The 12,187-nt window shown below is 68.0% G+C and carries 12 protein-coding genes; 4 read left to right on the forward strand and 8 right to left on the reverse strand.

What is annotated here, in order from left to right; translation table 11 throughout:
• Nucleotides 1-177 precede the first annotated feature (177 nt).
• On the reverse strand, nt 178-1,692 hold the full coding sequence (scpC, locus tag ACJ7C5_RS17610) for a succinyl-CoA:acetate CoA-transferase ScpC (protein ID WP_099551328.1): 1,515 nt from the start codon (nt 1,690-1,692) through the stop codon (nt 178-180).
• 421 nt (nt 1,693-2,113) lie between these two features.
• On the opposite strand from scpC, the gene glnE reads away from it, so the two are divergent.
• A complete protein-coding gene (gene glnE, locus ACJ7C5_RS17615; RefSeq protein ID WP_412704642.1) occupies nt 2,114-4,909 on the forward strand; it encodes a bifunctional [glutamate--ammonia ligase]-adenylyl-L-tyrosine phosphorylase/[glutamate--ammonia-ligase] adenylyltransferase in 2,796 nt (931 codons plus the stop codon).
• A gap of 219 nt (nt 4,910-5,128) precedes the next feature.
• Here glnE and ACJ7C5_RS17620 read toward each other — a convergent pair whose 3' ends face one another.
• The 6 genes from ACJ7C5_RS17620 to ACJ7C5_RS17645 form a co-directional block, all read right to left on the reverse strand.
• Nucleotides 5,129-5,689: a queuosine precursor transporter gene (locus ACJ7C5_RS17620; RefSeq protein ID WP_412704643.1), complete on the reverse strand. Its 561-nt coding sequence runs from the start codon at nt 5,687-5,689 to the stop codon at nt 5,129-5,131.
• 74 nt (nt 5,690-5,763) lie between these two features.
• Nucleotides 5,764-6,276, reverse strand: coding sequence for a hypothetical protein (locus ACJ7C5_RS17625; protein ID WP_088023715.1), 513 nt, complete (start codon nt 6,274-6,276; stop codon nt 5,764-5,766).
• Between the two features lie 32 nt (nt 6,277-6,308).
• Complete coding sequence (locus tag ACJ7C5_RS17630; RefSeq protein WP_412704644.1) at nt 6,309-6,803, reverse strand: hypothetical protein; 495 nt, start codon at nt 6,801-6,803, stop codon at nt 6,309-6,311.
• A 19-nt stretch (nt 6,804-6,822) separates the two neighbouring features.
• Entirely contained in the window at nt 6,823-7,674 is an 852-nt protein-coding gene (locus tag ACJ7C5_RS17635) for a DUF2145 domain-containing protein (RefSeq protein WP_412704645.1), read from the reverse strand.
• Nucleotides 7,675-7,722: 48 nt separating this feature from the next.
• On the reverse strand, nt 7,723-7,953 hold the full coding sequence (locus ACJ7C5_RS17640; protein WP_094000591.1) for a hypothetical protein: 231 nt from the start codon (nt 7,951-7,953) through the stop codon (nt 7,723-7,725).
• Nucleotides 7,954-8,036: 83 nt separating this feature from the next.
• Entirely contained in the window at nt 8,037-8,993 is a 957-nt protein-coding gene (locus ACJ7C5_RS17645) for a mitochondrial fission ELM1 family protein (RefSeq protein ID WP_412704646.1), read from the reverse strand.
• Nucleotides 8,994-9,122: 129 nt separating this feature from the next.
• On the opposite strand from ACJ7C5_RS17645, the gene ACJ7C5_RS17650 reads away from it, so the two are divergent.
• Both ACJ7C5_RS17650 and ACJ7C5_RS17655 read left to right on the forward strand, forming a co-directional pair.
• The gene (locus ACJ7C5_RS17650) at nt 9,123-9,713 is read left to right on the forward strand and encodes a malonic semialdehyde reductase (RefSeq protein WP_004139510.1); all 591 of its coding nucleotides are present in this window, start codon (nt 9,123-9,125) and stop codon (nt 9,711-9,713) included.
• Between the two features lie 75 nt (nt 9,714-9,788).
• The gene (locus ACJ7C5_RS17655) at nt 9,789-10,496 is read left to right on the forward strand and encodes a YceI family protein (RefSeq protein ID WP_005415047.1); all 708 of its coding nucleotides are present in this window, start codon (nt 9,789-9,791) and stop codon (nt 10,494-10,496) included.
• Between the two features lie 220 nt (nt 10,497-10,716).
• Here the strand turns inward: ACJ7C5_RS17655 and ACJ7C5_RS17660 are convergent, their stop codons facing one another.
• Nucleotides 10,717-11,118, reverse strand: coding sequence for a hypothetical protein (locus tag ACJ7C5_RS17660; RefSeq protein ID WP_097048495.1), 402 nt, complete (start codon nt 11,116-11,118; stop codon nt 10,717-10,719).
• Nucleotides 11,119-11,328: 210 nt separating this feature from the next.
• Here ACJ7C5_RS17660 and ACJ7C5_RS17665 point away from each other — a divergent pair.
• Nucleotides 11,329-12,187: hypothetical protein (locus tag ACJ7C5_RS17665; RefSeq protein WP_412704647.1), on the forward strand; the 859-nt coding region annotated here is incomplete at its 3' end.

The raw sequence follows: 12,187 nt of genomic DNA on the forward strand, positions 1-12,187 counted from the left end.
GGGCCACCTCGCGGGGCGGGGGCGGGCTGGGGCGGGGGGGGGGGGGCGGGGGGGGGGGGGGGCGCGCGGGGGGGGGGGGGGGGGGGGGGGGGCCCCCCCCCCCCCCCGGCTCTACCCGATGTCCGTGCCTGGGGTCAGAGCCCTTTCCTGCGGAAAGGGATCCGACCCCCAACGCAGTCAGCCCTTCATCGTGCCCGTATCCAGCCAACGCTGGTGCCACGACAACGCTTCCGGCAGCAGGTGCGGGGTGTGCTTGCCGTAGCTCTCGCGGCTGGCACGATCGAAGTAGTCCTGCAGCTGCGGGCGGAAATCCGGGTGCGCGCAGTTGTCGATCAGCACCTGCGCGCGCTTGCGCGGGGTCAGGCCACGCAGATCGGCCAGGCCCTGTTCGGTGACGATCACCGACACGTCGTGCTCGGTGTGGTCCACGTGGCTGGCCATCGGCACGATCGCCGAGATGGTGCCGTTCTTGGCGGTGGACGGGCTCAGGAACGCCGACAGGAAACCGTTGCGGGCGAAGTCACCGGAACCACCGATGCCGTTCATGATCCGCGTGCCCATCACGTGCGTCGAATTGACGTTGCCGTAGATGTCCACCTCGATCATGCCGTTCATGCCGATGCAGCCGAGGCGGCGCACCAGTTCCGGATGGTTGGAGATCTCCTGCGTGCGCATGATGATGCGCTCGCGGTAGAAATCGATGTTCTCCTTGAACGTCTCGTTGGCCTGCGGGCTCAGCGCGAAGCCGGTGCACGAGGCGTAGCTCAGCACGCCGTCGCGCAGCAGGTCGAGCATGCCGTCCTGGATCACTTCGGTGAACGCGGCCAGGTCGCGGAAACCACTCTTGGCCAGGCCGGCCAGCACCGCATTCGGAATGTTGCCCACGCCCGACTGCAGCGGCAGCAGGTTCGGCGGCAGGCGGCCCTTCTTCACTTCGTGCTGCAGGAACTCGATCAGGTGCGAAGCGATCTGCTCGCTGGTCGCATCGATCGGGCTGAACGGGCTGTTGCGGTCCGGGCCGTTGGTGCGCACCACGGCCACGATCTTGTCCGGGTCGCAGCGCAGCGCGGTGTCGCCGATGCGGTCGTTGGCGTTGACCAGCGGAATCGGCTTGCGGTGCGGCGGCAGCGCGGTGCCGTAGTAGATGTCATGCATGCCGTCGACGCCGGCCGGCTGCCATTCGTTGACCTCGACGATCACCTTCTTGGCCAGGTCCAGCCAGGTCTTGTTGTTGCCCACCGAGGTGGAGGGCACCAGCGAGCCATCTTCGCGGATGGCCGAGACTTCGATCACGGCGGTATCGATTTCGCCATAGAAGCCGAACCACACGTGCTGGGCCACGTGGCTGAGGTGGATGTCGATGTAATCCAGCTTGCCTTCGTTGATGCGGTTGCGCGCATCCGGGTCGCTCTGGAACGGCATGCGCATGGCGATGCCATCGGCCTTGGCCAGCGCGCCATCGAGTTCCGGCGCGGTGGAGGCGCCAGTCATCAGGCTGATCTGGAAGGGCTGGCCCTGGGCGTGCACCGCTTCGATGCGACGGGCCAGTTCCACGGGGACGGCCTTGGGATACCCGGAGCCGGTAAAGCCGCTCATGGCCACGGTTTCACCGGGCTGGATCAGCGCGGCTGCGGCCTCTGCGGAGACCACGCGGTCACGGAGACGCGCGTTGGCGATGCGATCAACAGACATGACGACACGTGTTGCTGGGGGGAATTCCGATTATCGGCCATCCTCATCCGTACGGGGGGTTCTACCTTCGTGGAATGGCTTTTCCCCGGGGAGCACCCAAACCCGCCGGTTTTGTTTTGCAGTGCAGCGTGCAAAGTGCTTTCGCAGCCCGCAGGATGGACCTGCATCCCGACGTGGGGGAGGGAGCAGAGCCCGCTGGCAGTTCGCTGCAAGCGGGCTTTTTTATTGCCTGTCATCCAGTATGAATGCGCGGTCTCCATTATCGGTAGTGCCGGCCGCTGGCCGGCAACTGCGGGAGGCTGCGGCGGAATCGTCGGATCTGCCGGCCAGCGGCCGGCACAACCGGGTCATAGGTTTAGCGGGGGCGCGGCCGGCGGTAAACGGTCGATAAAATAAGTTAACGGGTCGATACAATCAGCCCATGACCCTCGCCCCCGCCGACCTTCCCGCGTCCCTGCAGCCTCTTGTCGACCGCGCACTGGCGCGTCTGGCCCAGGTCCTGCCCGAGCCCTTCCCGGCCGACCTGCTGCCGTTGTTGACCCGGTTGGCGGTGACCAGCGACTTCGCCCTGGACACCCTCGTGCGGCAACCGGCGCTGCTGGCACAGCTGGCCGCTCCCGGCTGCCCGCCGATCCCGGCGCCGGTGCTCGATCCGCTGCAGCCCAGCGACTGGCCGGCGCAGATACGGCGCTGGCGCACCGCGATGTCCACACGGCTGATCTGGCGCGACCTGGCCGGCCTCGACGACGTGCCGCAGACCCTCGCCGGTGCCACCACCCTGGCCGAGGACTGCCTGCGGCTGGCACTGGATGCCCTGCAGCAGGAATTCGCCCAGCGCCATGGCGTCATCGCCGATGAACACGGCAACCCACAGCAGCTGGTGGTGTTCGGCCTCGGCAAGCTGGGCGGTGGCGAGCTCAACTTCAGTTCCGATGTGGACCTGGTTTACGCCTATTCGCAGGGCGGTGAATCCGATGGACCGCGTCCGTTGGCGGCCGAAGAGTATTTCGCCCGTCTCGGCCAGCGCTTGGCCAAGCTGCTGGACGAGACCACTGTCGATGGCTTCAGCCACCGCGTCGACCTGCGCCTGCGCCCGTTCGGCAGCGCCGGTCGCGTCGCGCTCTCGTTCGCGGCGATGGATCAGTATTTCCAGCGCGAGGGCCGCGACTGGGAGCGCTATGCGTGGCTGAAGGCCCGCGCGGTGGCCGGTGACATCGATGCCGGTGAGGCGTGGCTGCAGACCCTGCGCCCATTCGTGTACCGCCGCTACCTGGACTTCACCGCGCTGGACGGCCTGCGCGAGATGAAGGCGGCCATCACCGCCGAAGTCGCGCGCCGTGAACTGCACGAGGACATCAAGCGCGGCGCTGGCGGCATCCGCGAAATCGAATTCCTGTGCCAGGCGCTGCAGTTGATCCGTGGTGGCCGTGAGCCCGCGCTGCGCGAGCGTCGGCTGCTGGTGGCGCTGGAGGCACTGGTGGCGGCCGGGCAGATCGCGCCCGAGGATGGCAGCGCATTGCGCGAGGCTTACCTGTTCCTGCGCCGGCTGGAAAACCGCCTGCAGATGCTGCGCGACGCGCAGACCCACGTGCTGCCCAGCGACGCGCTGGACCGCGAGCGCATCGCCGTCGGCCTCGGCTACCCGGATTGGGAGGTGCTGCGCGCAGCACTGGCCGTGCAGCAGCAGCGCGTCAGTACCGAATTCGCCGCACTGCTGGCGCCGCGCAAGGGCCAGGCCGCGCCCGATGCACTGGCCAACTACTGGCGCAGCCTGCCCGAAGGCAGCAACGCATCGCTGCTGGCCGAAGCCGGTTTCCTCGACGCCAATGGCGCCGACCAGTCGCTGCGCGATTTCGCCCAGGGCACCGGCGTGAAGTCGTTGTCCGATGCCGCGCGTGCGCGGCTGGATCGCGTACTGCCCGCGTTGCTGCATGCGGCAACGCGCTCGCCACAACCGGATGCCGCGCTCAAGCGCGTGCTTGGCCTGCTGCAGGCGGTGTTGCGCCGAACGAGTTATCTCGCCTTGCTCGACGAACAGCCCAGCGCACTGGCGCGGCTGGTCGATGTGCTGGCGCGCAGCGCGCTGCTGGCCGAGCGGTTGGCCGCGTATCCGCTGCTGCTGGACGAACTGCTGGACGTGCGCGTGTCCGGGCCGATGCCCGATGCCGCCGGCATGCTGGCCGAGTGCCAGCAGGTGCTGGCGGTGGAAGATCCCGAATCCGCGCTGCGCTGGCTCAACGAGACGCGGCTGGCGCTCAGCTTCCGCATGGCGATGGCTACGCTGGATGGCCGCCAGGGCGCGGTGGACAGCACGCGGCAACTGGCCGAGCTGGCGCAGGCGGTGGTGGTCACCGTATTGGCGATGGCCGAAGCAGACATGCATGCCGCGCACGGCGAGATTCCCGGTGGACGCTTCGCAATCATCGGCTACGGCAGCCTGGGTGGTCTGGAGCTGGGCTTCGGTTCCGACCTGGACCTGGTGTTCCTGCACGACAATCCGGCCGGCGTGGATGCCAGCGATGGCACGCGTCCGCTGGAGCCGGGGCGCTGGTATGCGCGGCTGGCGCAGAAGGTGATGGCGCTGCTCGGTGCGGTGACCGCCGCCGGCCGCCTGTATGACATCGACGTGCGCCTGCGCCCGGATGGTGGCAAGGGTTCACTGGTGTCTTCGTTGGCCAGTTACACCGAATACCAGCGCGAACGTGCGTGGACCTGGGAACACCAGGCGCTGGTGCGCGCACGTGGCGTGGCCGGCGATGCCAGCCTGCTGGCCGACTTCGAGCAGGTGCGTGCGCAGACGCTGGGGCGTGAGCGCGATCCGGCCACGCTGTATGCCGATGTGTTGAAGATGCGCGGCCGCATGCGCACCGAGCTGGACCGCAGCGATGCCGCGCGGCTGGACCTGAAGCAGGGCGCGGGCGGCGTGGTGGACCTGGAGTTCCTGCTGCAGACCGGCGTGTTGGCGCGCAGTGCGCGGCATGCGGCGCTGCTGCAGCCGCGCGATACGCCGTCGTTGATCGATGCGCTGGCGGTTGCCGGTTTTCTGCCGGAAGACACGGCGCGGGCGCTGCATGGAGCACATGCCACGCTGCTGGAGGTGGGCCTGGCCTGCACGCTGGACCGGCGCCCGCGACTGGCACCGACCACGCCCGCGATTGAAGAGGCATGTGCGGCGATTACGGCGGCGTGCAGAGCTGCAGAGCTGCCGTTCGCCTGAAGGGTTGCACCCACCAGAATATTGGCCCGGTGATGCCCCGCTGTTGGCAACTACCGGATCAATGGCCTGGCGATGGTCGCCGTTGGTAGGTGCCGACCGTTGGTCGGCACAATCTGTCGGCAGCGATGAACTCTGATGGAACGTGCCGACCAACGGTCGGCACCCACCGGGTCCAAGGTAGGCGCCAACCAAGGTTGGCACCTACCAGGGCGATGCCGGTCAGCTGGTGGTGCGCAACGGCGCCATCTTCCACAACAACGCGCGGAACGGGGCCAGCAGGCAGACGCCGATGGCCAGCTTCACCGCCAGGTCGCCGGCGGCCCAGCTCACCCACGGCAGCGCCGAACCGGCAAACGCGATCGACCAGAAAATGGTGGTATCCACCGTCGCGCTGCAGGTGGTGGCCACCATCGGCGCGCGCCACCAGCTGCCACGGCGCAGGCGGTCGAACACGGTGATGTCCAGCAGCTGGGCCACGATGAAGGCCGAGCATGAGGCGATGGCGATGCGCGGGGTGGCCACCCAGATCGACAGCAGCACCGCCACCGCGAAACCGATCCACGCCACGCGGCGCGCCGGGCCCGGGCCGAAGCGGCGGTTGATCACATTGCTGACCAGGAATGCGACCGGATAGCTGAAGGCACCCCAGGTCAACCAATCGTTGATCGGGTACTGCACCAGTACGTTGGACAGCAGCACCACCGCGCCCATCGCCAGTACCGCCAGTACCAGGGCACGCGGGGTCAGCGGGGCAAAAAGAGGGGCAGGACGCACGGACATGGCGAGCCAGGGGACAAAGGGGATCGCCCATTATCCGCCCGGCCCGCGGCAAAGCCAAAACCGGTTGTTCAGCTTTACAGCGCTTCGCTCATCACATCGCCAGCGGCATAGGCGGTGGGCACATAGGCCAACGCCTGGCCCTGCGCGCTCTTCACTGTCCAACCGGCCCCAGCCTCGGTGGGGTCGAAATGCACCTGCTGGCCGACCACGAAGGCCGCCGTCTGGTCCTCATGCACGCGCGCCGGCCAGCGCAGCGTGGCGGTCTGGTCGGCCTTGTCGGGCACCTGCAGCTGCACCTGGCGCTCGCCTGCCGCCGTGGTCTCCACCTTCTTCACTTCCATCGGCGGCAGCGGCACCGCCTTGGTGCGGTGGGCTTTGTCACGGCGCTCGCTGGCCTTGAACGGCGCCTTCGACAGTTCGGACAGGCCCGCCGACGCAGCGAGCGGCACCGAGACCACGATCAGCGAGGTGATCAGCACGCTGGCCTCGCTGCTGTTCAACTGTGGCGCGGCGCCGGCATGGACGGTGGGCACCAGCAGCGCGGAGAGCAGCAGGGCAGAAGCGGGAACGCGCAGGCAACGGAACATGGAGACCTCCTGGTCAACGTGGGGACGGCGGCTCAGCGCCGGGTATCGAAGATGTCGCGCGGGCCGGTGGCCTCGGGCAGGTATTCCAGCGGGCGACCCTGGTTGTCCCTCAGCTGCCAGCCCTGGTCGTTGCCAGCCGGCTCGAAGTTCACGGTCTGGCCCACGCTGAACTGTACGGCGGGATCGCCAACGCTGCGCGGGTACTGCATCGAGGCGGTGTTCTGCGGGTTGTTGGCATCACGCAGCAGCACTTCGCGGCGGCCGTCGACGGTGGTGGCGATGGCGCTCACCTGCATCTGCGGCAGCTTCACGGCTGCGCCGTGACCGGGCGGCAGCCCGGCATCCTGGGCTTCCCTGGCAGCGGCGGCGCGCGCTGAAGCAACCAGGGGCGCGGACATTTCCAGGCTCGGTCCCTGCGGACCCGGGTCCTGCAGGATGATGATGCGGCGTTCGGCATGGGCGGCATCCACGCCGAACAGGCCGGCGATGAGCACCATCGACATCAGGGAAACAGGCAGGGCGCGCATGTCGTTCTCCTTGCTGGATTCAGGGCGAGGCTGCGGTGGCACCGGCCACCGGCACATGGGGGATCACCAGTTCCTGCTGCAGCTGGCTGCGCTGGTGCAGGAAGTCGAACACCGATTCCACCGTCACCACCGAATAGTTGCCGGAGATTCGTTCGCCGGCCGGATGGTCGGTGGTGGTGGCGTTGGCTACGAACAGGCGCGCACCCACGCGCTTGCCCAGGCCGATGTGCAGCACGCTGGGCTGGTACTTCTGCTGGCGCAGCCACTGCTGCGCCTGCTCGCGCTTGACGATGGCCGGCGTGCCTTCGGCCTGTGCCATCGCCGCGGCCAGCACTTCCAGCACCCACTGGTTGGAGTTCTGGTAGTCGGTGGCGAATGGGTAGGCAACCACGTTGTACTTCGTTTCGTGCAGCGCCTTGGGCTGGATCGAGGGTGACACCAGCATCGCTTTCAACGCGGCACGCAGCGGCGCCGAGGGCACGCCGATACGCAGGTCGGTATGGCCGCCGCTTTCGCCGACGAAGTTGCCCAGCCCTTCGTGGTACAGCTGCGAGCTGTCGGTCTTGCAGCGGTTGAGCAGGTGCATCGCGCGCCAACGGCCATCGTCCTCGCGCAGCAGGAACGCCAGGTGGCTGTGGCGCAGGCCATAGCGGCTCAGGTCCTGGCCACCGCGTGCGGCGACCACCACGTCTACGTCGGGCAGCGCATCCAGGCGCTCGGCGGCGGTCCAGGCCACGTCCAGCATCGCCGCCTGCGAGGCCACGCTCGGGTAGCGCTCGCGGCACTCGGTGCTGTTGGCCCAGGCCGGTGCGGTCGCCAGCAGGCTGGCAATCAGCAACGCGGCGCGGGGCAGGCGGGAAAAACGATCCATGTCGATACCTTCAACGGCGGGCAGGCCCGCGCGCCGATCATACGCCGGTCAGCGCAGCGGGCGGTCCACGCCCTTGCGCTTGAGTTCCCGGTCACAGGCGTCGCTGATCGGCGCGATCGGCAGTGGTGGGCGCTCGCCAGTCTTCGGATCTCGCAGCGCTGGCTGATCGCGGTATGCATCCAGCTGCTGCTGGCACTGGTAAGAAATCGGGTCCAGCTCGGTGGGCGTGGTGGAGCAGGCAGCGAGCAGGGCCAGGGGCAGCAGGAGCAGGGTGCGCATGAAGACGTTCAGCGTGATGGGGGAAGCTGGACTCTAACGGTGCGGGCAGATCGAAATGTTCAGAAATCGCTGCGTGGCCGGCACTACCCCAATGCCAGCCGCGCTTTCACTTCCGCCGCCACCCGCGCGGTCTCGCGCAGCGGCTCGATTCGGTCGTACTGCCAGTCCAGCCAGTGCGCCTGCAGCCGCCCGCGCTCGCGCAGCTGCTGCTGGAAACGCGCCAGCCGCCCCTGCGCGGTATCGGCCAGCGCCACCATCACCGGCATGCGCGTGGCGCAGGCTTCGGACAGCAGGTTCACCGAATCGGGCGAGACGACCACGCGGTTGGCCCAGCCGAGCAGGCCGCCATAGGGATTGGTTCCGTCGCCACCATCGCCCCAGATCACATGCGGCAGGTCGGCGAATGTCGCGCGCAGGATCTCGGCCAATGCCGGTGGCGTGCGCCGCGAGGTGGTGGCCAGCAGGCTGCCGCCTTCGCTGCGGATCTGCTCGGCCAGCGCCTGGAACACGCCCACCATCGCGGTCTCGTCCCAGGGTGCCAGCGGCGTCGGCCCGCCCACCAGCAGCGCGGTGCGCGGGCCGGGCAGGGTACTGAAGCCAGCGAACGCGGCGCGACCCCAGGCCAGCCAGTCATCGTCCACCGGATTGAGGCTGCCGAGCAGGGTCAGCACGTTGCTGCCGCGAAGGGCATCGTGTTCGGGCACCACCACCACATCCCAGTGGCGGGCGCCAATGCGCGGGTCGAGGATCTGCACCACTTGGCTGCCACGTGCGCGCAGCACGCGCAGGGCACCGGCGGCCTGGCGGCCACAGCCGATCGCCAGCGCCGGGGCTTCGGCGGCCAGTGTCGCGAAGGCCTCGCCGTAGCCGTTCACATCACCGGGCAGCCGCCGCGGCGACAGCCAACGCCAAGGCGCGCGGGGCTGCAGGACCAGCGGCCGATGGGTGCCCTGGCGCAGCGCAGAGGCCAGCGCGACCGCCTGGCGGACATTGCCCGCGCGGCCGTCCGTGACCGTCCAGGGCGCACTCGATCGTTTCACCTGTGGCATTAATTCGTTTCAGCTCTGCTGGGTGTTGCAACAGTCGCGACACTCTACACTGCGGCTCGTCGATTCGCCCCGCGCCGCCCGCGGGCACTGACTTCCCTTAGCCGCCCTGGAGATCCACCGATGTCCCACGCGCTCGACGCTGCTGCCCTCGATCAGCTGTTCCGTACTGCCCGTACCCAGAACGCTTTCCTCGACAAGCCGGTCCCGGCCAGCCTGCTGCAGGAACTGTACGACCTGGTGAAGTGGGGCCCGACGGCTGCCAACACCACGCCGGCCCGCTTCGTCTTCGTCACCTCGAAGGAAGCCAAGGCCAAGCTGGCCCCGGCCCTGTCCGAAGGCAACCACGACAAGACCATGGCCGCCCCGGTCACCGTCATCATCGGCTTCGACCTGGACTTCCACGAGAAGCTGCCGTACCTGTTCCCGCACACCGATGCCAAGGCCTGGTTCGACGGCCCGCAGGAAGGCCGCCACGAAGCCGCCATCCGCAACGGCAGCCTGCAGGGCGCCTACCTGATCCTGGCCGCACGCGCGCTGGGCCTGGATGCCGGCCCGATGTCCGGCTTCGATGCGGCCAAGGTGGATGAAGCCTTCTTCGCCGGCACCTCCATCAAGTCGAATTTCCTGGTCAACCTGGGTTACGGTGACTCGGCGGGCCTGTTCCCGCGTCTGCCGCGCCTGTCGTTCGACGAAGCGGCGCGCATCGCGTAAGTCGCTGTATCGATTCCGGGCCGCCCCCTTGGCGGTCCCTGCTGTACCCACCCTACGATCCGGAGAGTTCCTGAGATGAGCGCCACCCGTAAACTGCTGCTGCCGCTGGCCCTGACCCTGGCCATCGCCGCCTGCTCCAAGCCGGCCGACACCGCTGCCCCGGCTGCCGATGCCGCCGCCCCGGCCACCACCGAACAGGCTGCCACCCCGGCTGCCGATGCCGCCGCTGCTGCGCCGGCCGCCGAAGCGATCAAGATCGCCTCGGGCACCTACAAGCTGGACCCGAGCCACACCGACGTGCTGGCGCAGTGGAGCCACTTCGGCTTCTCCAACCCGAGCGCGCACTTCGGCAACGTCGAAGGCACCCTGGTGTACAACGCCGAAGACGTGACCAAGTCCACCGTGGAAGTGAAGCTGCCGCTGAGCGGCCTGAACAGCTTCACCGCCAAGTTCGACGAGCACCTGAAGAGCGCCGACTTCTTCGACGCCGCCAAGTTCGCCGATGCCACCTTCAAGAGCACCAAGGTGGAAGCCGCCGGCACCAACAAGCTGACCGTTACCGGTGACCTGACCATCAAGGGCATCACCAAGCCGGTCACCCTGGACGTCACCGTCAACGGCGGCGGCGAGCACCCGATGGCCAAGGTTCCGGCCGCCGGCTTCGATGCCACCACCACCCTGAAGCGCAGCGATTTCGGCGTCGGCGCCTACGCCCCGAACGTCAGCGATGAAGTGAAGATCCGCATCACCACCGAAGCCACCGGCGAAAAGCCGGCGGCTTGATGCATCCCGCTCACTCGTCGTGAGAAGGCAGAAGGCCCGCTGAAAAGCGGGCCTTCTTTTTGGGTTCTGGTAGAGCCGGCCGCTGGCCGGCTGCATGCGGGGAGCCCGATGCCGATGGGGTTGCCGGCCAGCGGCCGGCACTAACCGGTAGGTGCCAACCTGCATCTGGTGGGGGCGGACCTGCATTTGGTGGGTGCGGACCGTTGGTCCGCACGATCCCTCAGCGCAACGCGCCCAACCATGCAACGCACGCTTCGCTCGGGCTCTGCTTGGCCTTCACCGCCAGCCCGCTCACGCGCACGAAAGTCTGCGCGGCCTGCGCCACCACCTGGCGCGCGATCAGCGCAGCCTGCTTGGTCGCGGCCTGCTGCTTGCGCAGCTGCACGATGTTGATCGAAGGCCGGCCCACCGGCGCGTACTTCTGGTCGCGGCGCAGCACGTCGGCCACCTGTGCCACTTCGAATTCGGCCTGCAGGTAGCGGTGCTGTGCCTCCACCAGCTCACGTAGCGGTACGCGCAGGGCAGCGGTGTCGGCGAAGGCAGCCAGTGCGGTATCGCAGGCGGCATCATCGGCAAAGCGGGTACGCAGCGCGTCCACGCTGGCCAGGGTCAGTTTGGCCATGTGGGCCTCGTTGCTGCAGGAAAGGAGCGCGATTGTCGCATTGCTTGGCGTGCTCCGGGCCGGGAGGCTTTCGCTTTGGTAGAGTCGACTGTCAGTCGACTGCTATTGGCGCGATGCCGGAAACCCCCGCGCTGCGCGCGATAGTCGACTAACAGTCGACTCTACCTGGCTGGCATTTCAGGCGCAGCCGCATCCACGGAAGGAAGACCCATGCAGGACACGCAGTACTGGTTGAACGAATTCTGGACGGGCCTGAGCGTGCTCGATCTGGTCGGTGGCAGCCTGCTCGGCACGTTGCTTGGCCTGGTGCTGGGCATCTTCGCCTGGCGCTGGCTGCACCGCCGCGGTTGGCTGCAGCGGCGCAAGCGCTGGCATCACTGGCTGCTGGCCAGCTACGTGGTGCTGCTGCCGCTGGCCACCGCCTTCTTCGGCCTGCAGCTGGGTTTCACCGCTGGCGCGCACCGCGCGCTGTTCAAGCAGCTCGATCATTTCCAGCCGCACTTGCAGACCCTGGTGGAAGGCTGGAGCGAAGGCTTTACCGATTCACTGGACGACCCGCGCATGCGCGAGGCATTGCGCAGCCAGGGCACGGTGGGCGATGTGGCCGACACCATCGCCTCGGCCTACCTCAGCGAACATCCGTTGCCTGGCCTTGATCGTCTTGGCAACGGCCCGTTGGCGCGCGGAACCGGTTGGGTGATCGGCAAAGTGCGCGAAGGCCTGCTGCGCGGCATGGTGGAAGACACGCTGGTGGACAAGGCCGGCACGATCGGGCTGGAGCCCAAGGTGGTGCGCGAGGCGCTGACCATGCATGTGGATGAGCTGCTGCACACCCGTGGCGTGCTGCGGCTGGTGAAGGCACAGATCAACGGCATGATGCCCGGCGTGTACTTCGGGTTACTGTTGCCGTTGCTGATCATCGCGCTGCTGGTGGCGCTGGAGATCTGGGCCGCGCAGCGGTTCGGGTGGACGCGGCAGGTGGCATCCAACGCGGTAGTGCCGGCCGCTGGCCGGCACCTGCAGGTTGCGGGCGAAGGTGCAAGAGGTTGGCCGCCCCCCGCCCGCCCCA

It is taken from the genome of Nocardiopsis yanglingensis (assembly GCF_045809185.1).
Lineage (GTDB): Bacteria > Pseudomonadota > Gammaproteobacteria > Xanthomonadales > Xanthomonadaceae > Stenotrophomonas > Stenotrophomonas yanglingensis.